The sequence below is a fragment of the Kitasatospora sp. MMS16-BH015 genome, from assembly GCF_002943525.1.
Lineage (GTDB): Bacteria > Actinomycetota > Actinomycetes > Streptomycetales > Streptomycetaceae > Kitasatospora.
This window is the reverse complement of record NZ_CP025394.1, coordinates 5398924-5425384: the sequence shown is the minus strand read 5'-3', so window position 1 is coordinate 5425384 and position 26461 is coordinate 5398924. Positions and strand designations below refer to the sequence as shown.

The following is a 26461-nucleotide window of genomic DNA, read 5'->3' as shown; positions in this document are numbered from 1 at the left end:
CCTCTGCTACACTGCGCGGCCACACGACCGGGGCCGGAGGAGTGCCACCCCCGCCCCGGCAGCCCCCCGACAGCCCCCCAGGGGCACTCGGGCAGGCATCCCCACGCTGAGCAGCAACGATCCTTCTGCCGCCCCGGTTCCCTCGAAACATTTCGAATCCACCGCCCGCCCCGGGCCCTCACCTGCGATCCAAGGGGCGAGGGCGGAACGTCACCTTCGGTGCCGCATATCGGACGGAGCGCTCACCAGAGTGCGACGAAAGACTGGATCTCCATGTGAAGAAATTCACGAAGTTTCTTCCCAAGATCGAGTCCCCGAGGGCAGAAAGCACCCCGAAGTGGGGCGAAACCACCTCGGGGTGCGGGTGCGGCGGGCCGGGCCCGTGCGGGGTTCAGCGGGCCTGGACCAGGCTCCAGGCGATGCCGTCGAGGATGTCGTGCTCGCTCACCACGACCTCGCTCGCGCCGGTGCGCTCCATGATCTCCAGCAGCACCACGGCGCCCGCCGCGATCACGTCCACCCGGCCCGGGTGCATGACGGGGATGGCCGCCCGCTCCGCGTGCGAGGCGGCCAGCAGGCGCTCGGTGACGGCGCGCACCGAGGCCAGCGGGATGCGGGAGTGGTGCACGGCCTCGGAGTCGTACGCGGGAAGGTCGAGGGCGATGCCCGCGACCGTGGTGACGGTGCCCGCCAGGCCGACCAGGGTGGCCGGGCTGGTCAGGTCGACCGTCTCGGCCGCCAGGTCGAGCGCGGCCCGCACGTCGGCCCGGGCGGCCTCGACCTGGGCCGGGGTGGGCAGCTCGGTGCCGCCGAAGTGGCGCTCCGTCAGCCGGACACAGCCGATGTCCACCGAGCGGGCCGCCGCCACGTCGCTGCTGCCCCGGACGAACTCGGTGGAGCCGCCACCGAGGTCGAAGACCAGGTAGGGCGGGCGGACGGCCTCGCCGGAGAGCTCCTTGGTGGCGCCGACGAAGGAGAGGTGGGCCTCCTCCTCGCCGCTGACCACCTCGGGCTCCACGCCCAGGATCTCCTTGACCCCCTGGGTGAACTCCGAGGCGTTCTCGGCGTCCCGCGAGGCGGAGGTGGCGACCAGCCGGATCCGGTCCGAGCCGACACCGTAGGAGGAGATCACCTGGGCGTAGGTGCGGCAGGCCTCGAAGGTGCGCGCCAGCGCGTCCGGGTGCAGCCGGCCGGTCTTGTCGACCCCCTGGCCCAGCCGGTTGATGACCATCCGTCGGTCCAGGTCCGTCACGGTGCCCGTGGCGAGGTCCAGGTCCGCGACGAGCAGGCGGATCGAGTTGGTGCCGCAGTCGATCGCGGCGACCCGGGTGGTGGTCACTGCCCCTCCTCCTCGGCCAGCCGCTTCTTCTCGGCGCGCTCGGCCGTCAGCTGTTCCTTCGCGGCGATCACGGCCGCGTGGTCGGTGTCCGCGGCCCGGTCGGCCTCGACCTTGGCCAGGTGCTCGGCCACGGCCTCGGGGCTGACGCAGGGGCCCTTGGCCCACCAGTCCTCCAGCATCCCGATCGCCTCGTCGCCGAGCGGGTTGACGCCCTCGCCGGCGGCCAGCGAGTGGCCGACCAGCACGTGCAGGCACTTCACCCGGTCCGGCATGCCACCGGCGCTCGGGAAGCCCTCCAGCACCTCGATGGCGTCGCGGCGGGCGATGTAGTCCTCGTGCGCCTTCTGGTACGCGGCGGCCAGCTCCGGGTCCTCGGCCAGCCGGGCGGTCTGCTCCTTCATCACGCCGTCGGCCTCCAGGGTGCCGATCAGCGAGGCGGCCTTGGGGCAGGTCAGGTAGTAGAGCGTCGGGAAGGGCGTGCCGTCGGGCAGCCGGGGCGCGGTCTCGACCACGTCGGGGTTGCCGCAGGGGCAGCGGTGGGCGACGCCGCGCAGGCCGCGCGGCACCCGGCCGAGCTGGGCGGCGATGGCCGCCACGTCCTGGTCGGCGACGTCGGGGGCGGTGTTCTCAGAGGTCATGGCGGGAGCTGTCTCTAGCGGGGGGCAGGGGCGGGGGTGGGGCGGGCCTGGGCGGCGTCGGCCTCGTCGACCGACTCCCAGACGCTGGTGTACCAGGGCTGGGCGGCGGCCTTGGCCTTCGCGGCCGGCGCGGCGCCGGACTTCGCGGCGGGGGTGGGGTCGACCGAGACGAAGGAGGTCTCGCCGGGCAGCGCGTAGTGCAGCCGCTCCCGGGCCTGGGTGCGCACGTACGCCGGGTCCTGCCAGCGGGCCCGCTCGCGGCTCAGCGCGTCGACCTGCTGCCGGGCCTGCTCGGCCTTGGCGCGCTGGGCGGCGATCTGGGACCGCTGCGCGATGAACTGCCGGGTCGGGTAGGCGAGGATCGCGACCAGGGAGCAGAGCACGAGCACCAGCACGGTCGCGCGGCTGGTGAAGCGCGGGCGCGCCACCAGACCCGGGATCCTCCACTTGGCCATCTCGTCGCCCCTCCTCCAGTCGCACCGGTGCCCCGGCCCCCACCCTACGGGGTGAGCGCCGGGGCACCGGTCAGGCGTGCTCGGGTGATCAGCCCTCGTAGCGGAAGCGCGGGAAGGCGCCGCGACCCGCGTACTCGGCGGCGTCGTCGAGGATCTCCTCGATGCGCAGCAGCTGGTTGTACTTGGCGACGCGCTCGGAGCGGGCCGGGGCGCCGGTCTTGATCTGGCCGCAGTTGGTGGCGACGGCGAGGTCGGCGATGGTGACGTCCTCGGTCTCGCCGGAGCGGTGCGACATCATGCAGCGGTAGCCGTTGCGCTGGGCCAGCTCGACGGCGTCCAGGGTCTCGGTCAGCGAACCGATCTGGTTGACCTTCACCAGCATCGAGTTGGCGGTGCCGCTCTCGATGCCGCGGGCCAGGCGGGCCGGGTTGGTGACGAACAGGTCGTCGCCGACCAGCTGGACCTTGTCGCCGAGGCGGTCGGTCATGGCCTTCCAGCCGTCCCAGTCCTCCTCGTTCAGCGGGTCCTCGATGGAGACCAGCGGGTAGTTGGCGACCAGGTCGGCGTAGTAGTCGATCAGCTCGCCGGCCGACAGGGCCTTGCCCTCGAACTGGTAGGCGCCGTCCTTGTGGAACTCGGAGGCGGCCACGTCCAGGGCCAGCGCGACGTCCTTGCCCGGGGTGTAACCGGCCTTCTTGATGGCCTCGGTGATGAGGTCGAGGGCCTCGCGGTTGGAGTCGAGGTTCGGCGCGAAGCCGCCCTCGTCGCCCAGGCCGGTGGAGAGGCCGCGCTCCTTCAGCACGCCCTTGAGCGTGTGGTAGACCTCGACGCCCCAGCGGACGGCCTCGGAGAAGGACTCCGCGCCGATCGGGGCGATCATGAACTCCTGGATGTCGACGTTGGAGTCGGCGTGCGACCCACCGTTGAGGATGTTCATCATCGGGACGGGCAGCACGTGCGCGTTGGGGCCGCCGAGGTAGCGGAACAGCGGCAGGTCACTGGCCTCGGAGGCGGCGTGCGCCACGGCGAGCGAGACGCCGAGGATCGCGTTGGCGCCGAGCGAGGACTTGTCCGGGGTGGCGTCCAGGTCGAGCATGGCCTGGTCGATCAGGCGCTGCTCGGTGGCGTCGTAGCCGACCAGCTCCGGGCCGATCTGCTCGATGACGGCCAGCACGGCCTTCTCGACACCCTTGCCGAAGTAGCGGTTCTTGTCGCCGTCGCGCAGCTCCAGGGCCTCGAAGGCTCCGGTGGAGGCGCCGGACGGGACGGCGGCACGGCCGGTGCTGCCGTCGTCGAGGCCGACCTCGACCTCGACCGTGGGGTTGCCGCGGGAGTCGAGGATCTCGCGGGCGACGACGACATCAATGGACGGCACGAGGCATCTCCTATGGGGACGATGGCGGAGTCCTTACGCCCAGAGCCTAACCGCACCCGGGCCCGCAGCCCCGCTGACCTTGGTCCTGTCTCACCGTGTGGCCGCCTACTCGCCAGTAGTTCACCTGGCGGGGAGGCGGCCACGGGGCAGCTCGGATCAGCCGAGGTTGAGCACCTGACCCGGCATGATCAGGTTCGGGTCGGCGCCCACGGTGGACTTGTTGGCGCCGTAGAGCGTCTGCCAACCACCGTTGACCTGGTGGCTCTGGGCGATGCCGGACAGGGTGTCACCGGCCTGGACGGTGTAGCCGCGGCTCGGCGAGGCCGGCTTGGCGGGGGTCTCGGCCGGAGCCTTGGCCGCCTGCTGCTGCTTCAGCTGCTGGGCGGGGGCGGTGAACTGCCGGTAGACGTCCTGGTGGCTGGTCCAGTACCAGCCGCCGTCCTTCTGGTACCAGTACTTGCCGCTGGACGCGTCGTACCCGGCCTTGCCCGGGAAGCCCGGGGTGGCCTCGGTCTGCTCGGCCGACTTGGCGGGCTTCGCCGGGGCGGGCTTGGCGGACTTGGTGGAGCTGCCGGAGGCGGACGAGCCGCCGCCGGAGGTGTCCACGTCGGCGGCCGAACCGCCCTTGCTGAGACCGGCCTTGACGGAGCAGACCGGCCAGGCGCCCGGGCCCTGGGAGGCGAGCACCTTCTCGGCCACCGCGATCTGCTGGCCCTTGCTGGCCTGGTTGGCCTGATTGGCGTACTGACCGCCGCCGTAGGCCTTCCAGGTGCTGGAGGTGAACTGGAGGCCACCGTAGAAGCCGTTGCCGGTGTTGATGCCCCAGTCACCGCCGCTCTCGCACTCGGCGACCTTGTCCCAGGTCGAGACCGAGGCGGCGTGGGCGCCGGTGGCGGCCAGCAGCGGCAGGGCCAGGCCGACGCTCGCGACGCCCGCCACGGCGATGGCCTTCTCCGCCTGGGTGCGACGGCGGTGACGACCGGTACCGGAAAGCAGCATGAAGTTCCCTCTCCGCACGCCTACGAAGTGAGCTGTCGGGTTCGGACCGGGAGGTGGCCCGGCCGCTGGGCCTGACGCTCCTTGGCGGAACGTTTCGGCTGACGCGGCTTCACCCCAAGCCGTGGAGGACGGCAACAAACCTGGTTCCTCCGCCCCTGCCCGGGGTCAAGTCGGGTGCCCGGCGGCGCGACGGGCAGGATTCGGCGTCCCGCGCCCCGGGGTCCGCAGCTGCGAACACCAGGGAGGGTAAGCAGAGCGAACGTCAGATCACAAGCTCATATCGCCGACATCACACCGGAATTACGGCCAGTCATGGATTGCCTACAAACCGTGGGGTTATGTCCGGATTGATGCGTGTTCGGACCGCCCGGATCAGCCTCCGGACGACACACCGCGAGTGGCCTCCGGGGTGAAGGAGACCGGAAGTTCACGCAGGCCACGCATGATGAGCCCGCCGCGCCAGCGCAACTCCTGGGGCTCGGCGGCCAACTGGAGGTCCGGCAGTCTCGTCAGCAGTGAACGCAACGCCCACTGCCCCTCCAGCCGGGCCAGCGGAGCGCCGATGCAGTAGTGGATGCCCTGGCCGAAACCGAGGTGCGGATTGTCGGCCCGGGCCAGGTCGAGCACGTCCGGCCGGTCGAACTTGGCCGGATCCCGGTCGGCCGCCGCGAGCACCACCAGCACCGGGTCGCCCACCGGGATGTCCACCCCGCCGATGGTCAGCGGAGTGGTCGCGAACCGCCAGGTGGCCAACTCCACCGGCCCGTCGTAGCGCAGCAGTTCCTCCACCGCCGTGGCCAGCAGCGCCGTCTCGCCGCGCTCCAGCGAGGCCTGCAGCAGCTTGCGCTGCTCGGGGTGGCGCAGCAGCGCGTAGGTGCCGTTGCCGATCAGGTTGATGGTGGTCTCGAAGCCGGCGAAGAGCAGGATGAAGGCCATCGCGGCGGCCTCGTTCTCCGTCAGGTGCTCGCCGTGGTCACTGGCCCGGATCAGGCCGGAGATCAGGTCGTCCCCGAGGTCGTTGCGCTTGCGGTGGATCAGCTCCAGCAGGTACGCCCGGATCTTCTTCACGGCCCGGCCGACGCCACCGCGCTGCCCGCCGTGGTGGCGGATCATCATGCCCGCCCAGTCCCGCAGGTCGTCCTGGTCCTCCTCCGGCACGCCCAGCAGGTCGCAGATCGCGTAGATCGGCAGCGGGAAGGCCAGCTCGTGGATCAGGTCGGCCGAGCCGCGCTCGGCGAAGCCGTCGATCAGCCGGTCGGTCAGCTGGCGCACCCTCGGCTCGAAGGCCGCCACCCCGCGCGGGGTGAACGCCTTCGAGACGAGTCGGCGCAGCCGGGTGTGGTCCGGCGGGTCGATGTTCAGCAGGTGGGTCATCAGGTCGGCCTGCCGCTCGCCCGGGATGCCGACCCGGCCGGTGCGGTGCGCCTGCTCGCTGTGGTGCGCCGGGTTCTTCGAGAGCCGGGCGTCGGCGAGCGCCTGCTTGGCGTCCGCGTACCGGGTGACCAGCCACGCTTCCACCCCGCTGGGCAGCGTGGTGCGGTGCACGGGGGCGTGCTCGCGCAGCCAGGCGTAGGCGGGGTAGGGGTCGGCGGCGAACTCCCAGGTGAAGAGTGCGGGCTGGCTGGTTTCGGGCGTGTCCGGCATGTCACGAAGGTATCCGGTCCCGGGAGGCGTGAGCCTGGTCACCTGGCGGGTATTCCCTGTTGCGGGGGGTCGCGGCGTGCCTACGATCCTCCGATAGCTCTTCGGTCGGCAGTGCGGTGTCCGGCCGGAGCGAGTCGCTCAAGGAGGAGCAGACCATGCGAGTAGCCGGGGCCGTGGTGGTGATCGCCGTACTCAGCGGCGGTTCGGGGGCTGATCTCGCGCGCCGGTTCGCCGCCGCGGGCGCCAAGGGCATGCTCGTGGCCGACCAGCACCCGGGGGTGGCCGAGGACCTGGCCACCGAGCTCGACCGGCCGGGCTGCCCGGTGGTCGGCGTGTGCAGCGACGTCCACCAGCCCAGTGACATCGCCGCACTGGTGGCCACCGCCGCCAAGCACCTCGGCCCGATCGACCTCTTCTGCGTCACCGGTCCGGGCGGCGAGCGGATCGTCTCCCTCGAGGAGCTGCCCCGCCACCTCGACCCGCTGGCCGAGCTCCTCGCCCTGGTCGGCGAGGCGATCGGCGAGATCGTGCCCCCGCAGCGTCACTCCTCCGGCAGCCCCTCGGCCGCCCGGACCGCCCTGCGGTAGCCGCGTGCTGCGCCCCGCAGCGCGGCGTCCACGTCCACCCCGGCGTCGTGCGCCCGCTGCGCGACGGCCAGCAGCAGCGCGCCGGCCGTCTGGGCCGTCAGCTCGGCGGGCAGCTCGTACGGCGCGTCCGGCACCCCGGTGAAGCCCGCCCGGCGCACCCGGGAGACCAGCTTGGCCGCGTACGCCAGCGCGGGCAGCCCGGCGGGCACCCCGTCGAGCACCGACTCCCGCTGCTTCTCGGCCTGCTTGAGCTCCTCCCAGTTCGCCTCGACCTCGGCCGTGCCGGTGGCGTCCACGTCGCCGAAGACGTGCGGGTGGCGGTACATCAGCTTCTCCACGATGTCCCCGGCCACGTCGTCCACCGAGAACGGGTCCTCCGGGTGCTCCTCCGCGATCCGGGCGTGGAAGAAGACCTGCAGCAGCACGTCGCCCAGCTCCTCGCGGAGCGTGGCGCGGTCGCCCTCCTCGATCGCCTCGACCAGCTCGAAGGCCTCCTCGACCAGGTACTTCACCAGGCTCTCGTGGGTCTGCTCGGCGTCCCAGGGGCAGCCGCCGGGCGAGCGCAGCCGGTCCATCACCGAGGCCAGGTCGAGCAGCCGGGCCCCCGGCAGGTCGTAGGACCCCGGCAGCACCTCGATCTCCGGCACCGAGCCGGCCTGCTCCACCGCGATCCGCGCCAGCGCGTCGGTCAGCCCGGGGTCGCCGTCGGGGCTGCCCAGCCAGACCACGTGCCCCGGGGTCTCGCCCTCGGCTCCGGTCAGCAGGCGGGCCAGCGCGGGGGCGCTCGTGCGGTCGACCAGCTCCACCTCGACCCCGGCCTGGCGCACGGCCGCGAGCTGCGGGTGCGCCGGGTCGGCGGCGAGCACCCGGGCGGCCCCGCGCAGCGCCTCCCAGGCGGGCCAGGAGAGCAGGCCGGGGGCGACCCGGTGGGTGGTGGTCAGCAGGATCAGCTTCGGAGTCTCCACGCCCCCGAACCTAGCGGATCAAGCCGAACACCGAGCTTCGACCGAGCGAAGCAGCGGACGGCCGCGGTCGGGCGGCCGTCAGACGGCGGCCGGCCGGGCCGGGTGGCTGCGGTCGGGCGGCCGTCAGGCGGCGGCAGCGGTCTGCGGGAGCCAGGCGTCGGCGGCGTCGACCAGGGAGATCTGCTTGACGTCCCACTGGCCGTAGCGCGGGTTGACCTGCACCTTGAGCTCGGCGCCGGCGGTGGTGAGGGCGGTGCGGACGGCGGCGTCGCCCTCCGGGGTGCGGGCGTCCTTGCCCTCGGCGCCGGCGATCTTCTGGATGCCGAGCTGCTGGCGGTAGAAGCCGTCGATACCGGCGGCCGGGACGGCCTGCTTGAGCAGCAGCTCCCGGCCGAGCGCGTCGGAGCCGCCCAGCAGCTTGCTGTCGGCGTCCCGGGCATCGGCGATCTCGCCCGGGGTGACGGTGAGTTGACGGTCGGCCAGGGCCTGGGCCACCACCTTGTCGAGCACCAGCTCGGCCACCATCCGCCGGGTCAGCCCGGTCGGCTCCGTCCGGGCGCCGCCCTGCTGGGCCGCCACGGCCGTCCGCAGTTCGGCCACCCGCGACTCCACGGTGGCGATGCTGATCCGCTCACCGCCCACCACGGCCGCCGCCCCCTGGTGGGCCGGGCCGGTGCCACAGGCCGACAGCGCGGCGGTGGCGAGCAGCACACCGCCTGCGGCGGCGAGACGGCGGCGGACGGAGCTGATGCGGATCACGTGGGGCCTCCCGGGCGCTGGTGTCCGATGGTGCGCCGGTCGGTGGTGACCGTGGTGCACCTGATCTGAACAGACTCTAGGGAGCCGGGGGCCGCCTTGCCCAGACCTTGACCCGAACGGCTCAAAGCCGAACGCCTGTACGCGAGTTCGCCCGACCCCCGCCAGGGGGCACCCGGGGCGCAGTCGGCCGGGCCGGGGTGCGCGCCCCAAGCTGGCGGGTCGCCGTCCCGGGGCACTACGGCATGGCCCGCTCACCGAGTGCCTCGGCGCGATCGCCGAGGGCCGGATGGCCCGTTGCGGGCGGGCCACCGCCTGCTGCCCCAGGAGCCACGCGCGGACTGGGCCCACCACACACCTTCCACACCCAGCACCGGGGAGCCCGGCTGCAGGCCGGCCGCTCTTAGCCGAGGGCGGTCTTCTTGGCCACCGAGAGCGCCGCGTCCTCCGTCCACTTGTCCCGCGCCGTACCGGAGTCGAGGTAGCCCGCCGAGCTGTGCACCACGTAGCGCTGCCGGAGCGCCAGCCGCTCGTCGAGCCCGTTCTTGTCCCAGCCGTCGCTGCACGGGGCCTCGGCCGGCCCGGTGCTCGGGCACCAGTAGCCGAACTCGCCGGTGCCGTCGGGCCGGTGGGCCGGCCAGACGCCGTCGTAGAAGCTCTTCGCGGCGGCGGAGTCGGTGAGCTTGAAGACCTGCACGGAGATCAGCACCTGCCCGCCACCGCCCGACGGGGTCGCGAGGTAGTTCCCGGTCTCCTGGCCGGAGCAACCGTCGCTCTGGAGCAGCTTCTTCACGTCATCCGACATCGACCCGACCGAGCACTCGGTGTGGACGGACCCGGCGATCTGCTTGTAGACCGCCCCCTGTTCGGAGGTGAAGCTGTCCGGCAGGATCGAGCCGAGGGCGGGTCCGGACGAGGGGGTGGCACCGCCCGTACTCGGGTCGTCGGCCGGGGTCGGGGTCGAGGCGGCCGGGGTCGAGGCAGCGGGGGTCGAGGCGGCTGCGGGTGGTGGGCTGTACGTCTGGCCGCCGTCGTCCTGGCTGTGGTCCTGCTGGGAGTTGACGATCAGGTAGACCACCAGGCCGGCCATCGCGAGGGCGAAGGCCGCCAGCCAGCCCTTGGCCGCGGCGGACATCGGGGTGCGCTCCGGCACCGACGGGAGCAGGGGCACCACGGGTATCGCCTGGTCCCGGACGGGCTCGGGACGGTCCAGAGCCAGCCGGCCGAAGGCGGACACCGAACGGTCGGACACCGGCGCGGGCCGGTCGAGCACCGTGGGCGGGTGGGTCGGCGCCGACGGGTCCGGGAGCATGGCCAGGGCCTCGGCCACGGTGGGGCGGCTTTCGGGCTCCCGCCGCATCAGGGCGGTGATCAGCGGCTCGAGCGCGCCCGCCCGGGTGGGCGTCGGGGCCTCGCCGCGCACCACCGCGCCGAGCGTGCCGCTGGGGGTGTCCCGGCGGAACGGGGAACTGCCCTCCACCAGTTGGTAGAGCATCACGCCGAGCGAGTAGAGGTCGCCGGCGGGGTCGTCCACGCCGTCCAGGCGTTCGGGGGCCAGGTACTCCAGCGAACCGATCAGGCCGCCGGTGGTGGTCAGCCGGGTGTCGGCGGCCTGCACGGCGATGCCGAAGTCGGTGAGCAGCAGCCGGCCGTCGACGGCGGCCAGCACGTTGGCCGGCTTCACGTCGCGGTGGGTGATCCCGGCCGCGTGGGCGGCGCCGAGCGCCGACAGCAGCGCCCGGGCCACGGCGGCCACCCGCTCGACCGGGAAGGCCCCCTGCTCGTCCAACTGCCGCTGGAGCGAGACCCCGTCGACGAGTTGCATGACGATCCAGGGCGCCTCGCCCTCGACCACCACGTCGTGCACGGCGACGATCCCCGGATGGTCGCGGAGCGCGGCGGCGTTGCGCCCCTCCCGCTGGGCCCGGGCCAGCCGGTCGGCGTGGTCGGCCGGCGAACCGGCCGGGGGCAGCCACACCTCCTTGACGGCCACCTCCACCCGCAACGTCTCGTCCAGCGCCCGCCAGACTCGCCCGAACCCACCGGCCCCGAGCTCGGCCACCAGCCGGTACCGCCCCGCGACCAGCCGCCCGGGCTGCCCCTGCTCCGCCACTCCGCTCCCCCGCTTCGTCGCTCGGTTGTCGACTGGTCAGCGTACTGAGCGGTGAGGGGGACTACCCCACCGCGTACGGATTTCCCGGCAGGGGGCGGCGGGTCGGGGCGGTGGTGGTGCGGTGGCTGTTGAGCTGGTCGAGGGTCTGGCGCAGGCGGCGGACCTCGGGGTGGTGCGGGCCGAGGCGGCGCTCGCGGTCGAAGAGCAGTTGGACCAGCCCCTGCCAGGCGCCTTCGAGATCGCCGGCGGCGGCCGTCAACAGGCCGATCTTCTCGCGGAGTTCGAAGAGCTGGTCGGTCTCCGGGCCGTGGGCGCCCCACCGGGTGAGCAGCTGGCGGTACTCGGCCAGTGCCTCCGCCGTCTGCCCCAGGTGCTCCAGGCAGAGCGCCGCGTTGCGGCGGTGGTCGAGCACCGAGGGGTGCTGCGGCCCGAGTTCGGCCTCCTCCGCGGCGGCCAGCCGGTGGTACTCGGGCAGTGCCACCCGGTACTGCCGCTCCTGCAGCAGGGTGCGGGCGTAGATCGCCCGGATGGTCCGCACCGGCGGCGCGGCGGGCCCGAGCCCAGCCTCGGCGCGGGGCAGCAGCCGGGCCGCGAGGTCGATCACCTCGGCGTTGCGCCGGGCCGCGACCAGGTCGGCGAGCTCGGCGCAGGCGACCGTGAGGTCCTGGGCCGAAGCCGCCTGGGCCTGGGCGGGCGAGGGCTGGGCGGGCGAGGGCTGGGCGGGTCGAGCGGGAGCGGGAGCGGGCGGGGCCTGGGCGGGCTGGGGCGGCAACGCCGGTGCGGGGGGCGGCGGCGGGGTCGCGCCCGTGGCGGGGTCCGGCTGGTGCGGGTACCGGTAGGGGGCGGTCGGGTCGGGCAGGCCGCCGAACCGGGGCTGCGGCGTGCCCGACGAGGAGGGGAGCAGCGGCAGCAGCCGCTGGTACACCTGCTGGACGCCGGCCGGACGGTCGTCCGGCCGCTTGGCGAGCAGGTCGAGCACCAGCCGGGCCAGCCACTCGGGCACCTCGGGGCGGAACTCCCGGACCGAGGGCGGGGCCTCGCCGATGTGCCGGTGCAGCAGGCCGATCGCGGTGGGCGCCCGGAACGGCGCCTCGCCGGCCAGCATCTCGTGCAGCATGCACCCCAGCGCGTAGAGGTCGCTGCGCGGGTCGGCCACGGCGGAGAGCACCTGCTCCGGCGCCATGTAGGTGGGGCTGCCGACGGGCGCGCCGGTCATGGTCAGCCGGGTGGTGTCGGCGTCCAGCGCGGTGGCGATCCCGAGGTCGAGCACCACCACCCGGCCGTCCTGGCGGACCATCACATTGCTCGGCTTCAGATCCCGGTGCACCACCGGCACCGCGTGCACCACGGCGAGGGCCGCGCAGATCTGCGCGGCCACGGCCACCGCCGCCTCGATCGGGAACGGCTGCTGCTCGGCCAGCAGATCCGCCAGGCTCAGCCCGGGGATCCGCTGCATCACCAGGTAGAGCTCACCCCGCTCCTCCCCCGCGTCCAGCACGGTGACCAGCCCCGGGTGGTCCAGCGCGGCCGTGATCCGGCACTCGCGCAGGAAGCGGCGGCGCAGCTCCTCCCCGTGGCTGCCGGTCACCCGGCCGGTGGTGGCCGCCAGCAGGCGGTCGGTGCGGAGCAGCTTGACCGCCACCCGGCGGTCGAGGCGCTCGTCGTACGCGGCCCAGACCTGGCCCATGCCGCCGTGGCCGATCTTCTCGGCGAGGCGGTAGCGGCCGTCGATGACGCGCGGGGCGGAGCTCACCGGCCGCCGCCGTGGCCGTCACCCTCGCGGACCTGACGCCGCAGCAGCTCGCCGAGTTGCTGCAGCTCCTCGTCGGCGGGGCGCTGCGCCGGGGGGCCGTAGCCGGGCGGCGGCCCGTAGCCGGGCAGCGGCCCGTAGCCGGCGACCGGGGCCTGGTAGGGCGGATATCCGTAAGCGGGGGCGGGGGCGGGGGCGAGAGCGGGGGTGAACTGCACCTTCGGCTGGGGCCAGAACCGGGCCCGGTCCATGATCAGGTAGTGCACGGGGGCGAGCAGCCAGAGGACGATCACGGCGCAGCCGGCCAGCACGCTGGCGGCGCCGTGGGAGTTGTCGGGCACCAGCCCGAGGGCCACGTACACCCCGAGCTGGAGCAGGCCGAACACCACCGCCCAGGCCACGTCCGACGGCCGGCGCCGCCGCACGGCCAGCACCAGCGAGGGCACCAACCCGGCCATCCCGAGCGTCAGCAGCGGCACCAGGCAGCACACCAACCGGCCCGGCCACCCCAACCGGCCACCACTCGTCACGCCGCCTCCCCCTGCCAGCTCGGATCCCCGGGGAAACGGTACAGCCATGCGGGACGGAACAGCAGGTGAGTCGGTGCTCCGGCTCGGCACCGGGTCGGGGTGAGACCACTGCCCGGGGCCGACTCACCCGAACGGGTGGTTATCGGGATGGTTTGCACGGGAACCACTGCTACGGCGAGTTCGCCACCAACTCCGTTGACCAGGAGGACCCTTGAACCGCGTGCTGCGCGCCGCCGGCATCGTGCTGGCCACCGTCACCCTCTGCCTGACCACCACCAGCGCCAACGCTGCCAGCGGCGCGATCATCCTCAACGGCCAGGCCATCCAGGAGCCGTCCGGTTGCTACAACTCGCCGGAGTCGCCGACGGAGGTCGACAACCAGACGGATCAAGTGGTCACCGTCTACGGCAACGACGACTGCACCGGCCCGGAGAACGGCAAGGTGTGGCCCGGCAATTCGGACACCTTCCCGTTCGGTTCAAGTGTCTACATCCCGTGAGCGACCGAACCCCTTGATCCGGCCAGGGAGTCGGTGAGCTCCTGGGCCAGGAGGGCACCCACCGCCGCCGCCTGGCGGAGGGTCTCCTCGTAGGCGGCGATGCGGGCGAAGGTGGCACCGAGGGCCTGCTGGGCGGGGAGGGGGAGACGGGGGATCTCGGCTCGGCGGAGGTCGAGGCGGGTGGTGGTGGAGGCGTGGCTGGCGGCGCGGCGGGTGACGGCGGTGGAGCGGAGCTGGCCGGCCAGGAAGTCGGGGTCGAGGGCGGTGGGGTCGGGGCGCAGCAGGTGGAGCTGGCGCCCCGGGGCGATGCCGTCGTAGGGGCCGCCGGGGCGGACGGTGCGGGCGGTGGCGCTGCCCAGGGCGTACACCAGGACGTCGCCGGGGCGGGCCAGCACGGGGGGTTCGGCCGCGTCGGGCGCGAGGTGGGCGGTGGGGGGTGTGCCGGCGGCCAGCTCCTGGCCGTCGAGCACGCGGATGCCGGAGCTGCCGCCGGTGGGGGCACCGGCCCCGGCCGAGTGGAGTTCCAGGGCGCCGCTGCGGAGGAGTTCGCCGAGGGTGACGGTCGGGACGGCCTCCGGGCGGGCCGGGCCGTCGAGTTCGGGGAGGGCGGTGGCCGGATCGCCCAGGGCGTCCAGGAGTTCGGCCAGCCGGGCCCTGAGGTGGCCGAGGCCACCGGTGCGGGCGGGCGGGGGGAGGTGGCGGGCCGGGGAGAGGTCGGTCTCCTCGTCGAGCAGGTCGATCGCCGGGACGGCACGGGAGCGGCCGGGGCGGTCGGCGGGCAGCGGAGCGCCGGTGCGGGCGGCGGTGTCGAAGGCCCGCCAGCCCTCGGTGACGGTGGCCCGCAGCTCGGGCCAGTTGATCCGCTCCCGGCCGCCCTCGGTGCCGGCGCCCGCGTCGAGCAGCAGGACATGGCGGAATTCGTCGCCCGGCTCGGGGCGGCGCAGCACCCAGAGGTGGAGCGGCACGCCGTACGGCGGCGCGGCGCCGGCCGGCAGCGCGACCACGGCGCGCAGCGCGCCGGAGCGCAGCAGCTCGGCCCGGATGCGGCGGCCGGCCCGGCGGGAGGCGACCGTGGGCGGCAGCAGCAGGGCGGTGGTGCCGCCGGGGCGGGTGCGGGCCAGGCAGTGCAGCACCCAGGCGAGTTCGGACTCGCCGCGCGGGGGCAGCTGCCCGGCGGGCCAGCGCGGGTCGTACTGGAGCTCCTCGTAGCCCCAGTCGCGCTCGTTGTACGGGGGCTGGCAGAGCACGGCGCCGGCGGCGAGGCCGGGGTGGGCGTCGGCCCGGAGCGAGTCGCCGGGGCGGACGGTGAGGGCGAGCGGCTCGGCCGCGTCCAGGGGGGCGTGCAGGGCGAGCCGGAGGAGGGCCAGGGCGGCCAGGACGGGGTCGAGCTCCTGGGCGTACCGGGGGGTGGCGGGCGGCACGGCGAGCAGCAGGTCGGCCAGGCCACAGGCAGGGTCGAGCACGCTCTCGGCGCCCTCGGCCAGCGCCGCCAGCAGGGCGGCGGCCTCGGGCGGGGTGGGGCTGAGCTGGCGGGTGTTGGCCTCGGCATAGCGGGTGAGCAGCTGCTCGTAGGCGGCGGGGGCGCCGTGGGTGTGCGCCAGTTCGGCGAGGCGGCGGGCGAGCTCGGTCTCGGTGCCGCCGAGCAGGCCGGGGAGGGCGAGCAGTTCGGTGGCCGCCGGGCCGAGCACCCGGGTGGTGAAGCGGGCCAGGGTACGCGGGAGGGCGGTGGCCACCCGGGTGTCGTCCTCGGCGGCGAGCACGGCCCAGCTGGTGAGTTCGCGGTGGTGCAACAGCAGGAGGGCCCCGGCGCCGACCAGCGGGGCGGCGGGGTGGCCGGCCGGGTCACGGACGGTCTCCAGGAGCTGCCAGACGCGTTCGAGCAGCGGGAGTTCGGCGAGCTTGCCCTGGGCGCGCAGCCAGCCCTCGACCTGGTCGAGCCGGAAGGTCGGGCTGCTGTCGGTGCCGCCGACCGGGCGCGGGAAGTCGGGGTGGCGGCGGCGCCAGTTGCTCACGGCGGCACGGCCCACCCCGGCCAGGCGGGCGATCTCGACGGCGGTCACCTCGGGGCGGTCCGGCATCTGGCGGCTCCTCTGCGCGGTCTGTGACCACACAGCATAGCCAGCACGCCCGACCGGCACGTTCACATGTGAACAGAGCAGTTTCATGAATTACCGTTGACACCGTTCACAGTCGATGGTGTGATCAATGCATCGCCGGGAACGCCCGGCGAGCCGGACCGTCCAAGGAGCCATCGCCATGCGCCGTACCGCCGCCCTGCTGCTCACCGCCGCCCTCGTCACCCTGGGCGCCACCGCCTGCGGCCCGACCGACTCCTCGGTCTCCACCACCGCCAAGACCACCGCCCCCGCCGCCGGGGCGGCCGGCACCGCCAAGGGCTCCGCCGCGCCGGCCAAGAGCTCGGCCGCCAAGCTGGGCGACACCATCGGCCTCAAGGGCACCGAGGCGGGCAACACCGCCGACGTCACCGTGGTGAAGCTGACCGACAACGCCGAGGGGGCCGACGAGTTCACCAAGCCCGCCGACGGCAAGCGCTTCGTCGCGGTGCAGTTCCGGATCAAGGCCACCGGCGCCAAGGGCTACAACGACGCCCCGCAGAACAGCGCCAAGCTGATCGACGCCCAGGGCCAGGCCTACGGCGCGACGGTGGCCGACACCAAGGCCGGCCCGGCCTTCCAGGTGCCCGCCGCCATCGCCTCCGGCGAGAGCGCCCTCGGCTTCGTCACCTTCGAGGTGCCGGCCGACGCCAAGCCGAGCAAGGTCCAGTTCGCGCTGGACAGCGGCTTCGCCCAGCAGACCGGCCAGTGGACCCTGTGAGCCGCACCGCCCCTGCTGCGCAGCCCACCGCCCCCGCTGTGAACAGAGACGTCCCGTCCGCTGTGAACAGAGGCGTCACACGACGAAGCGGCGGCCCCGGGGAACACCCCGAGACCGCCGCCGTCCTGCAGAACACTGAGAACTACTTCTTCGCCCCCGCCAGATCGTCGAAGATCGTGGTCAGGAACTCGGTGCACCACTGCAGCAGCTCCCGCCCGACCAGCGGCTTGCTGCCGATCCGCCCGCTGCCCGGCCGGGGCACCAGCGCCTGACGCGCCGTCGCCTTGACCTGGCTGCGCGGGTAGAGCCGGTTCAGCCGCAGCTCCTGCGACTCCCGCAGCTCCACCGGCCCGAACCGGACGTTCGAGCCCTGCAGGGTGATGTCCGAGATCCCGCAGCGGCGGGCGTAGAGCCGCAGCCCGGCCACCATCAGCAGGTTCTCCACCGCCTCCGGCAGCTTGCCGTACCGGTCCTTGAGCTCCTCGCGGACCTGCGCGATGTCCTCCTCGGAGTTGACCGCCGCGATCGAGCGGTACGCCTGCAGGCGCAGCCGCTCGCCAGGGGCGTAGTCGTGCGGCACGTGGGCGTCCACGGGCAGCTCGATCTTCACCTCCAGCGGCTCCTCCTCCGGCGCCGCACCCCCGCTCGCCAGCGAGTCCCGGAACTCGGCCACGGCCTCGCCGACCATCCGCATGTAGAGGTCGAAGCCGACGCCCGCGATGTGCCCGGACTGCTCGCCGCCGAGCAGGTTGCCCGCGCCGCGGATCTCCAGGTCCTTCATCGCCACGTACATGCCGGCGCCCATCTCGGTGTGCTGGGCGATGGTGGCCAGCCGCTCGTGGGCGGTCTCGGTCAGCGGCTTCTCCGGCGGGTAGAGCATGTACGCGTACCCGCGCTCGCGCCCGCGGCCGACCCGCCCGCGCAGCTGGTGCAGCTGGGAGAGGCCGAAGGTGTCACCGCGCTCGACGATGAGCGTGTTGGCGTTGGAGATGTCGATGCCGGACTCGACGATCGTGGTGGAGACCAGCACGTCGAACTCCTTCTCCCAGAAGTCGACCACCACCTTCTCCAGCTGGCTCTCCCCCATCTGCCCGTGCGCGGTGGCGATCCGCGCCTCGGGCACCAGGTCCTTCAGCCGGGCCGCCGCCTTGTCGATCGACTCCACCCGGTTGTGGATGTAGAAGACCTGGCCCTCGCGGAGCAGTTCGCGCCGGATCGCCGCCGAGATCTGCTTCTCGTCGTAGGGGCCGACGAAGGTCAGCACCGGGTGCCGCTCCTCCGGCGGGGTGGTGATGGTGGACATCTCGCGGATGCCGGTGACGGCCATCTCCAGGGTGCGCGGGATCGGGGTGGCCGACATGGTCAGCACGTCCACGTTGGCCCGCAGCTTCTTCAACTGCTCCTTGTGCTCGACGCCGAAGCGCTGCTCCTCGTCGACGATCACCAGCCCGAGGTCCTTGAACCGGGTCTCGCTGGAGAACAGCCGGTGGGTGCCGATCACCACGTCCACCGAGCCCTCGAACAGGCCCTCCAGCACGGCCTTCGCCTCGGCGTCGGTCTGGAACCGCGACAACGCCTTCACGTTCACCGGGAAGTTGGCGTACCGCTCGGCGAAGGTGGAGAAGTGCTGCTGCACCAGCAGCGTGGTCGGCACCAGCACGGCCACCTGCTTGCCGTCCTGGACGGCCTTGAAGGCGGCCCGCACCGCGATCTCGGTCTTGCCGTAGCCGACGTCGCCGCAGATCAGGCGGTCCATCGGGACGGACTTCTCCATGTCCGACTTGACCTCGGCGATGGTGGTCAGCTGGTCGGGCGTCTCCGCGTACGGGAAGGCGTCCTCCAGCTCGCGCTGCCAGGGGGTGTCCGGGCCGAAGGTGTGGCCGGGGGCCGCCATCCGGGCCGAGTAGAGCTTGATCAGGTCGGCGGCGATCTCCTTGACGGCCTTCTTGGCCCGCTGCTTGGTCTTGGCCCAGTCCGCGCCGCCGAGCCGGTGCAGGGTCGGGGCCTCGCCGCCGACGTACTTGGTCACCTGGTCGAGCTGGTCGGTGGGCACGAAGAGCCGGTCGCCGGGGTGGCCCTTCTTCGCCGGGGCGTACTCGAGCACCAGGTACTCGCGGGTCGCGCCCTGCACGGTGCGCTGCACCATCTCCACGTACCGGCCCACGCCGTGCGCCTCGTGCACCACGTAGTCGCCGGCCTGCAGGGCCAGCGGGTCCACGGCGTTGCGGCGGCGGGACGGCATCCGGCGCATGTCCTTGGTGGAGGACTTCTGGCCGGAGAGGTCGGTCTCGGTGACCACGGTGAGCTTGAGCGTCTCGTCGACGAAGCCGTGCTCGATCGAGCCGCAGGAGACGTAGACCACGTCCCGGGTCGGCGGCTCGGTCAGGTCGGCGACCAGCCGGGCCGGGATGCCCTCGTTGCCGAGCAGCTCGGCCAGCCGGCTGGCCGGGCCGTGGCCCTCGGTCACCATGACCACCCGCCAGTCGGCGGCCAGCCGCTCCTTGGCGTCGGCGATCGCCCGCGCGGTGTCGCCCCGGTACGCCTCCACGGCGTGCATGCCGAGCGTCAGGGTCGAGGCGTCGAACTCCAGCGGGCCGTCGAGGGCCGAGTCGCTGGTCGCGAACGGGCTCACCGACCACCAGGGCAGCCCGATCTCGGCCGCGTGCTCGCGCACCTCGGCCAGCGAGCGGAGCGACGCGGCCGAGACGTCGATGGTCTCCAGGTCGATCGGCCGGTCGCCGCCGGCGGCCGCGGCCACCCAGGAGGCGTGCAGGAACTCCTGACTGGTCGCCACCAGATCGGCGGCCCGGGTGCGGACCCGCTCGGGGTCGCAGACCACCGCGACGGACCCGATCGGGAGCACGTCCATCAGCAGTTCCATGTCGTCCACCAGGACGGGGGCGAGCGACTCCATGCCCTCCACGGCGATGCCCTGGGCGATCTTGTCCAGGATCTCGCCCAGCTCCGGGTGGCGCTCCGCCAGCGCGGCGGCCCGGGCCCGCACCTCCTCGGTGAGCAGCAGCTCCCGGCAGGGCGGCGCCCAGACCCCGTGCTCGGCGATCTCCAGCGAGCGCTGGTCGGCCACCTTGAAGTACCGGATCTCCTCGACCTCGTCGCCCCAGAACTCCACCCGCAGCGGGTGCTCCTCGGTGGGCGGGAAGACGTCCAGGATGCCGCCGCGCACGGCGAACTCGCCGCGCTTCTCCACCAGCTCGACCCGGGCGTACGCGGCAGCCGCCAGCCGCCGGGCCACCGCGTCGAGGTCGTGCTGCTCGCCGCGCTGCAGCGCGACCGGCTCCAGCTCCGCCAGCCCCTTGACCTGCGGCTGGAGCACCGAGCGGACCGGCGCCACGATCACCTGCACCGGCCCGGCGGCCGGGTCGTCCGCCCTGGGGTGCACGATCCGGCGCAGCACCGCGAGCCGGCGGCCGACGGTGTCCGAGCGGGGCGAGAGCCGCTCGTGCGGCAGCGTCTCCCAGGCCGGGTACTCGGCCACCGCGTCCGGCGGCAGCAGCGAGCGCAGGCTCGCCGCCAGGTCCTCCGCCTCCCGGCCGGTGGCGGTCACCGCGAGGACGGGCCGGCCACTCTCGCCGGCCTCCCGGGCCAGCGAACGGGCCAGCGCGGCTACCACGAACGGCCGCGCGGCGGGCGGGCCGACCAGGTCGAGGTGCGGGCGGTGGCCGGTGGCCGCCGCCTCGATCGCCTCGGTGAGGGCGGCGTCCCGTACGACGACATCGAGCAGTCCGGCAAGGCTCATCGAGTCTCTTCTTCGTCCCGTGGCTGGAGGTGCCCAGGCGCCGACTGACCGGCCGGGCAACGCGAACGGCCCGGCACGCACTGCGCCCGGGGGGTCTCCAGCCTACGCCGCAGGACCGACCCTGGGGTGGAGAGCGGGGCCGGTGCCCGCCGCGCCCGTCGGCCGCCCGGGGCACCGAGGCCGTGCCGGGATCCGCGCCGGGACGAATTTCGGATCACACGAAGTGGACATACTCCTGTCACTGTCCGTCCATGGTCGGCGTGCAAGATGGTGTTCGTGCCCGCCGCACCCAACCGTGGGGGATGGCTGCGACGGAGCAAGGTGCACCCCGATGGGGGTCGGAGTGCACAAGGCCGGGCGGCCCTGGGTGGGGGCGCCCTGCCCATTCGCCGGGAGTCGTGGCGCCCTTTCCTGGCGGGCGCCACGACACCTGGCCGACACCACCACCGACCTGCGGCTCCGCCGCCCGGGCAGCCCGGCCGAATCCGCCGCGCCGCTGCCGAGGTCTGGCATTCGAACCGATTCACGAAATGCGGCCCGGCCGGATTCCGGGCTCCGACCGCCCGTATGCGACCGGGCATTTCCGAATCGCCACCCGTACATGCCAAATATCCGGGCCGGTACCGGCGCGCACCCCCGACCCTCGCGCCGGAGCGTGACGCAGCTCACCCCGGGCGGGCCGATAAGCGGTGGAAGCCGCCGGAACGGCCGGGCTAGGGTCCGAGCTGGGCGCGGCACCACCTCCACTCCACGCCGCGCGGATTGGAACGCGAGCGTGGATCACCCAGCCCGCCGGGCCCTCCTGACGGGCGCGGTGCTCGCCGCCACGCTCCCGGCCCTGCTCACCGGCTGCGCGGCCGACCACCGGACCCCGGCCGACCACCCGACCCCGCCCGTGGTCACCGACACCCCGCCCGCCCCCGAATCCGGGCGCGCCGGGATGGCCGCGCTGCCCCTGGCCGCCTACCAGCCGGACGACGCCACCCTGCAGCAGCAGTCCGCGATCCGCGTCTCGCTGGCCGTCTCCTGCATGCACAAGGCCGGCTTCGCCTCCTTCACCGCCGACAGCTACCAGGGCGACACCCCCTCCGGCACCAACAACACCGCCCTGCCGGCCGGGGCCTGGGGCTACCTGGGCAGCGAGGCCGCCGAGACCCAGGGCTTCCACCCCGCCGGCCGGCCGACCCCCTCACCCACCGCCACCGGCAGGCCCTCGGCCGGCCCGAGCGAAGCCTCCGAGGCCTACGTGAGCGCCCGGGTCGAGTGCGACCGCCGGATCGTCGACGCCTTCCAGCCCAGCGACCAGCTCGGCACCGAACTGGTCAACCGCCTCTTCGCCGAATCCCTGCAGGCCGCCGAACAGGACACCCGGGTCACCGAGGCCACCCGCACCTGGTCCACCTGCATGACCACGGCCGGCCACCCCGCCACCACCCCCGAGGCCCTCCTCCAGCACTACCGCACGGCCCCGGCCGTCACCCCCGCCGAGCTGGCCGCGGCCCGCGCCGACACCGCCTGCACCACCAGCACCCACCTGGCCGGCCTCTACTTCGCCGTCCTGGCCGGCTACCAGCGCCAACAGATCACCCGCAATGCCACAGCCCTGGCCGACCACCAGCAGGCCCTCCACGAGGACGCCACCCGCTTCGCCAAGCTGCTCACGACCACCCAGTTCTGAGCAGCCATCAGGTCAGGCCGGGAGGCCGGTCAGTGACCACAGACCCAGCCGGGGCCGGCCCGCGGCACCCAGCCGACCGCCCACCGGCAACCGCCCCGGCGCAACTCAACCGTGCAGCCCACCCGCGCGGCGACGCCCACACCGAACACCGCCCGCCCCTGCCCCGACGGCCCACGCAGCGGCACCCGCCCCGGTCGACCGCGCGGCGGCGCCCACACCGAACGCCGCCCGCCCCTGCCCCGACCGCCCGCGCAGCAGCGCCCACACCGCGCGGCGGCGCCCACACCGAACGCCGCCCGCCCCTGCCCCGACCGACCGCCCGCGCAGCGGCGCCCGGGCGGAGCCGAGGCCAGGCGACCCGCCGCCCTGCACCACCCGCCGCTCAGCGGCGGCGGCGCACCACGGTGTTCGGCATGGTGTCGTACTCCGAGCCGTCGTCCACGATCACGATCTTCGGAATGATCTTGGTCTCCGGAGCCGGCGCGTCCGGGGCGGCCTCCGGCTTCGGGGGCAGCGCGGGCGCCGGCGGCACCACGGGCAGCACGGCCGTCTCGGCAGCCGCCGGGGTCACGGTGGGCAGCACGGTGGTCTCCACCGCCTCCACCGCCTTCGACTCGACCGCCCTTGGCTCGACGGCCCGCGGAGCGACCGGCTCCGGGTCGGCCACGACCCCTGCCGCAGCCGCCAGCGCCTTCGGCTCCGCCGCGAGCAGCCCCGGCTCGATCGCCCCGACCGCCGCACCGGTCAGCGCCGCCAGCGTCTGCTTGATGTGGTCCAGGTGCTGCTGCACGACCTCCTGCCGCGCCGCGAACTCCCGCTGCTCCCGCTCGCTCGCGGTGCGGATCTTCTCCGCCTCCCGCCGCGCCGCCTCGACCAGCTGGTCGGCCTTGGCCTGCGCCTCGACCTCGCCCTGCTTGATCTGGGCGAGCACCTGCTCGCGGTGCTGCTCGGCCTCCTTGAGCCGCCGCTCGGCCGTGGCGGAGATCTTGGCGTCCTCGGCGTCGGCCCGCGCCTCGGCGGCGGCGAACATCTCGTCCGCCCGGCGCCGCAACTCCGCGAGCTTGCCCTCGGCCCGCTCCTCGGCCTCCGCCGCGCTGACCCGCACCTTGGCCGCGTCCGCCGTCGCGGTGTCCCGGATGGTCCGGGCGTCCGCGTCCGCCTCGGCGCGCAGCCGCTCGGCCTCGGCCCTGGTGCGCTCCTCCGTCCGCCGGGCGGCCTGGTCGGCCTCGCTCCGGGTGGTGACGGCGTACTCCTTGCTCTGCGCGTCGAGCAGCTGCCCGGCGTCGTAGACCGCGTCCCGCTCGTCCTCGGCGGCCAGCTCGGCCTTCTCCCGGACGGCCATCGCCTCGGCCTCGGCGATCTTCATCAGCTTGTCGGCCTGCTCGCTGAGCACGCCGTAGTCCGGCTCCGGGGCGTCGGCGGCCTGCTGCCGCACGACCGCGAGCCGCTTCTCCATCTCCCGGATGCCGGCGCCGAGCACCGCCAGCCGCTCCCAGGCACTGTCGCGCTCGCCGGTCAGCGCGACCAGCGCCCGGTCGACCTGCTCGGGCGCGTACCCCCGGCGGGCAGCCGTGAAGCCGGTCTGGGAGACGTCACTCATCGGGCTCTTCCCCTCGTGCTCGCGGGCTGCTCAGCCCATCCTTCGGACGTGTTCGGAGGGGCGTACATCTGCCCATCCTCTTGACCTATTCTGCGCAGATCAGATCGAAAGCCCAAGCAAGCCACCAACACGCGACCCGGTGAAACCGTCCGGTCGGAGCTCCCTCCTGCCCTCCCGGCCACCCCGCCGGGCACGGCGCGGGGCCCGCCCCGACGCCGTCGATCCAGCTCGTACGACGCCGGGGCGGGCCCCGGGAGTTTCCACAGCTCAGGACGGTTGCCCGGCTGTGACAGAGGCCGCTACATCAGCCCGTCCCAGAACTGCTCGAGCAGCACGCCCCACCAGGTCTCGGGGGTCTGCAGCGCCGCCGGGTCGACGGCGACCAGCTGGGCCTGGAAATCGGTGGTCCAGCGCGCCGCCTGCTCGGGCGTGAGGCCGTACCGCAGCGGCCACATCCGGCCCAGCAGCGCCAGGCTCCGGACGAACTCCGGCACCCCGCTGTTGACGAACCTCGGCGTCTCCCCCGTGCCGGGCGTCAGGTCCACGGCCACCACGGCCGCCGTCCCGTACTGCACGCAGAGCTGGCGCCCGTAGTCGTTGCCGAGCACCAGGTACCCGCCGAAGTCCGGCCCGGCGGGCAGCCCGCGCTCGGCCGCGAGCTCGGCCAGTGTCGGGATCGGCCGCCCCTCCTGGGCCTGGGCCCAGAAGAACGGCGTGAAGTCGCGCGGCAGCCCCGCCCAGGTGAGCGTCTGCGCCACCGCCTCCGGCACGCCCTGCCGCGAGACCGCCCGCTGCTCGAACCGGAACACCCCCGGCCCGAACCACTGCCCCAGCTCCCCCGCCAGCTGCTGCGGAGTCAACGGCGGCAGCGCCGCCACCGCCCCGGCCGCCGGCGCCGGCACCCGCACCGGCCGGGGCCGCTGCGGCCCCGCCGCCAACTGGTGCATGTGGTCCTGGTGCTCCAGCAGCACCGCCATCCCGGCCTGCCGCGCCTGGTGGTCCCGCCCGTACGGCGCCGTGTGGCTCACCCGCACGTTCGGCCAGGCCGCCCGCACCATCCGCCCGCAGTACCCGCCGGGCAGCTCGCAGCACTCCAGGTCCGTGTGCAGCTCCAGCACCTGGTCCGGCGGCACGTTCAGCCGACGCAGGTCCTGCATCGCCTTCCACTCCGGATGCGGCGTCCCCGGCTCACTCCGGTGGATCACCTTCTGCTCCGACCCGTCCGGCCCCCGGTAACTCACCACCGCCACACTCCCGGGCCCGATCGACGGCACCGTGGACGGCACCACCGGCACATTCGGATACCCGTACCCGCCTTCCCCACCCTGCGGCCCGACCGGCCCGGCCTCCCCAGGAGCCGACGCCACCCCGGGAACGGACGGCACGCCCGGCACCCCGGCACCACCGTTCGGCGCAGCCTGAACGCCCGACGCACCAGGCACCCCGGCCACCGCTCCCGGAACCGGCGGCACGCCGGAGCCACCGGTCGGCGGCATGCCAGGCACCCCGACCGGCGCAGCCGGAACGGGCGGCACGCCAGGCGCACCGTCCGCCGCAGGCGCGCCGGGCGTCCCGGGACCACCGGCCACACCGACCGGCGGTACGCCAGGCCCCCCACTCGGCGCGGGCATCCCCGGCCCGCCGACGGGCACAGCCGGAACGGGCGGCACGCCAGGCGCACCCGGCATCACGCCAGGATCACCAGCCACCCCACCCGGCACCACCATGCCCGGTACACCCTGCATCCCGGCCCCGGGCGGCAGCGTCCCGGGAACACCCGGGCCACCGCTCGGCGCAGCCGAAACCGGCGGCACACCAGGCGCACCCGACGACACACCCCCCGGCATCTCCCCAGGTCCACCCGGGCCACCGCTCGGCGCAGCCGGCACCGGCGGGACGGGCGGGACGCCAGGCGCACCGGCCACCGCAGGCGCGCCGGGCATCCCGGGATCACCGGTCGGGCCGGGGCCCGACCCACCCTGCATGCCGACCGCCTGGGGCGGGACTGCGTGGGCGAGCTGGGTCTTCTCATAGGCGATCCCGGCGGACGGGGTGTCAGCGAGCAGCGCGGCGGGCGGCGGGGGCGGCGGCGCGGTCGGGTTGCCCCGACCCCCTGCACCGGCCACCGGGTGGCCACCATGCGCGTGCAGCAACTCAGCCGGCGGCGGAGGCGGTGCCCCGACCCCGGCAGCACGCCCCGACTCATGCCCGGGCGGCGGCGGCAACGGCACCGGCACGGCCCCCGGCGGAGGCGGCGGCGCAGCCGCCAACTCGGCGGCCGTGGGCACACCCCGCATCCCGGGCACGGACGGACCTGACGGAGCGCCAAGCATCTCGGGCACCCCCGGCACGGAAGGCCCACCGGCGAACAACGGAGCCTCGGGCGCCCCGGAAACCCCAGGCCCACCCGGCACCGACGGCACCCCGGGCACCGACGGCATCCCCGGCACACCCGGCATCATCGGCCCACCGGCCGACGGCACACCCGGCACCGGCGGCAGGCCAGGAACCCCGGGCATCATCGGCCCACCAGGCACCCCCGACCCCTGCGGGAACCCGGGCACCGGCGGAACCCCCGGCAACTCGCCCCCCGGCTGCTGCGGCACCGGCGGCACGCCGCCCGCCCCGGGCGCCAACGGCCCACCCGCCATCGGCGGCATCCCAGGAACGCCGGGAACGCCAGGAACTCCGAGCACCCCCGGTACAGCAGGCGCACCGGCAAACGGCGGCACCCCCGGCAGTTCCTGAACCCCAGGCACCCCCGGCACCATCGGGATACCCGGGACACCCGGGACACCCGGGACACCCGGGATCCCCGGCACACCCGGCATCCCCAACCCCAGCGACCCCCCTGGCACATCCGGAGCCGACGGAGCACCAGGAACCGACGGAACCCCAGGAACCGACGGCACGCCCGGAACATCCGGCACCTGCACGCCCT

At 74.2% G+C, this 26461-nt stretch carries 19 protein-coding genes and 1 riboswitch; of the genes, 4 read left to right on the top strand and 15 right to left on the bottom strand.

From position 1 onward, the window contains the following. Nucleotides 1-391 precede the first annotated feature (391 nt). From CFP65_RS23500 to CFP65_RS23475, 6 genes are all read right to left on the bottom strand, one after another. Nucleotides 392-1339, bottom strand: coding sequence for a Ppx/GppA phosphatase family protein (locus CFP65_RS23500; RefSeq protein ID WP_104818050.1), 948 nt, complete (start codon nt 1337-1339; stop codon nt 392-394). Then, nucleotides 1336-1977 (bottom strand): DUF501 domain-containing protein, encoded by a 642-nt coding sequence (locus CFP65_RS23495; protein ID WP_104818049.1) that lies wholly within the window; start codon nt 1975-1977, stop codon nt 1336-1338. The genes CFP65_RS23500 and CFP65_RS23495 overlap by 4 nt, the downstream gene beginning before the upstream one ends. Before the next feature lie 14 nt (nt 1978-1991). Next, nucleotides 1992-2432 carry a septum formation initiator family protein gene (locus CFP65_RS23490; protein WP_104818048.1) on the bottom strand — a complete coding sequence of 147 codons (441 nt, stop codon included), beginning with the start codon at nt 2430-2432 and terminating at the stop codon, nt 1992-1994. A gap of 88 nt (nt 2433-2520) precedes the next feature. Next, a complete protein-coding gene (gene eno, locus CFP65_RS23485) occupies nt 2521-3807 on the bottom strand; it encodes a phosphopyruvate hydratase (RefSeq protein WP_104818047.1) in 1287 nt (428 codons plus the stop codon). A gap of 156 nt (nt 3808-3963) precedes the next feature. Then, complete coding sequence (locus CFP65_RS42180; protein ID WP_104818046.1) at nt 3964-4806, bottom strand: transglycosylase family protein; 843 nt, start codon at nt 4804-4806, stop codon at nt 3964-3966. 1 nt (nt 4807) lies between these two features. Further along, a riboswitch (cyclic di-AMP (ydaO/yuaA leader) is annotated at nt 4808-4989 on the bottom strand. Nucleotides 4990-5178: 189 nt separating this feature from the next. Continuing rightward, a complete protein-coding gene (locus tag CFP65_RS23475) occupies nt 5179-6450 on the bottom strand; it encodes a cytochrome P450 (RefSeq protein ID WP_104818045.1) in 1272 nt (423 codons plus the stop codon). A gap of 155 nt (nt 6451-6605) precedes the next feature. Here CFP65_RS23475 and CFP65_RS23470 point away from each other — a divergent pair, with 155 nt between their 5' ends. Continuing rightward, the gene (locus CFP65_RS23470) at nt 6606-7037 is read left to right on the top strand and encodes an SDR family NAD(P)-dependent oxidoreductase (protein WP_104818044.1); all 432 of its coding nucleotides are present in this window, start codon (nt 6606-6608) and stop codon (nt 7035-7037) included. Here the strand turns inward: CFP65_RS23470 and CFP65_RS23465 are convergent. From CFP65_RS23465 to CFP65_RS39825, 5 genes are all read right to left on the bottom strand, one after another. Further along, nucleotides 6992-8002, bottom strand: a complete 1011-nt coding sequence (locus CFP65_RS23465) for a MazG family protein (protein WP_104818043.1) — start codon at nt 8000-8002, stop codon at nt 6992-6994. The two genes, CFP65_RS23470 and CFP65_RS23465, sit on opposite strands and share 46 nt — an antisense overlap. A 123-nt stretch (nt 8003-8125) precedes the next feature. After that, nucleotides 8126-8761, bottom strand: a complete 636-nt coding sequence (locus CFP65_RS23460; RefSeq protein WP_104818042.1) for a SurA N-terminal domain-containing protein — start codon at nt 8759-8761, stop codon at nt 8126-8128. A 400-nt stretch (nt 8762-9161) separates the two neighbouring features. Further along, complete coding sequence (locus CFP65_RS23455) at nt 9162-10871, bottom strand: serine/threonine-protein kinase (protein ID WP_104818041.1); 1710 nt, start codon at nt 10869-10871, stop codon at nt 9162-9164. A gap of 61 nt (nt 10872-10932) precedes the next feature. After that, a complete protein-coding gene (locus CFP65_RS23450; RefSeq protein ID WP_305778259.1) occupies nt 10933-12624 on the bottom strand; it encodes a serine/threonine-protein kinase in 1692 nt (563 codons plus the stop codon). Further along, nucleotides 12621-13151: a hypothetical protein gene (locus CFP65_RS39825; RefSeq protein WP_168219564.1), complete on the bottom strand. Its 531-nt coding sequence runs from the start codon at nt 13149-13151 to the stop codon at nt 12621-12623. The genes CFP65_RS23450 and CFP65_RS39825 overlap by 4 nt, the downstream gene beginning before the upstream one ends. A 211-nt stretch (nt 13152-13362) precedes the next feature. On the opposite strand from CFP65_RS39825, the gene CFP65_RS23445 reads away from it, so the two are divergent. Next, nucleotides 13363-13650, top strand: a complete 288-nt coding sequence (locus tag CFP65_RS23445; RefSeq protein ID WP_104818040.1) for a hypothetical protein — start codon at nt 13363-13365, stop codon at nt 13648-13650. Here CFP65_RS23445 and CFP65_RS23440 read toward each other — a convergent pair. Beyond that, nucleotides 13638-15728 carry an N-6 DNA methylase gene (locus CFP65_RS23440; protein ID WP_174805566.1) on the bottom strand — a complete coding sequence of 697 codons (2091 nt, stop codon included), beginning with the start codon at nt 15726-15728 and terminating at the stop codon, nt 13638-13640. The genes CFP65_RS23445 and CFP65_RS23440 overlap by 13 nt on opposite strands. A 178-nt stretch (nt 15729-15906) precedes the next feature. Between CFP65_RS23440 and CFP65_RS41150 the strand changes: the two genes are divergently transcribed. Continuing rightward, a complete protein-coding gene (locus tag CFP65_RS41150; RefSeq protein ID WP_104818039.1) occupies nt 15907-16485 on the top strand; it encodes a DUF4352 domain-containing protein in 579 nt (192 codons plus the stop codon). Nucleotides 16486-16627: 142 nt separating this feature from the next. On the opposite strand, the gene mfd is transcribed toward CFP65_RS41150, so the two are convergent. Then, on the bottom strand, nt 16628-20242 hold the full coding sequence (gene mfd, locus CFP65_RS23430) for a transcription-repair coupling factor (protein ID WP_104818038.1): 3615 nt from the start codon (nt 20240-20242) through the stop codon (nt 16628-16630). A gap of 775 nt (nt 20243-21017) precedes the next feature. On the opposite strand from mfd, the gene CFP65_RS23425 reads away from it, so the two are divergent. Then, nucleotides 21018-21920, top strand: a complete 903-nt coding sequence (locus tag CFP65_RS23425) for a hypothetical protein (protein WP_104818037.1) — start codon at nt 21018-21020, stop codon at nt 21918-21920. A 382-nt stretch (nt 21921-22302) separates the two neighbouring features. Here the strand turns inward: CFP65_RS23425 and CFP65_RS23415 are convergent, their stop codons facing one another. Next, nucleotides 22303-23520: a hypothetical protein gene (locus CFP65_RS23415; RefSeq protein WP_104818036.1), complete on the bottom strand. Its 1218-nt coding sequence runs from the start codon at nt 23518-23520 to the stop codon at nt 22303-22305. 299 nt (nt 23521-23819) lie between these two features. Next, entirely contained in the window at nt 23820-25016 is a 1197-nt protein-coding gene (locus CFP65_RS41145; protein ID WP_254553069.1) for an SUKH-4 family immunity protein, read from the bottom strand. Between the last annotated feature and the right edge of the window lie 1445 nt (nt 25017-26461).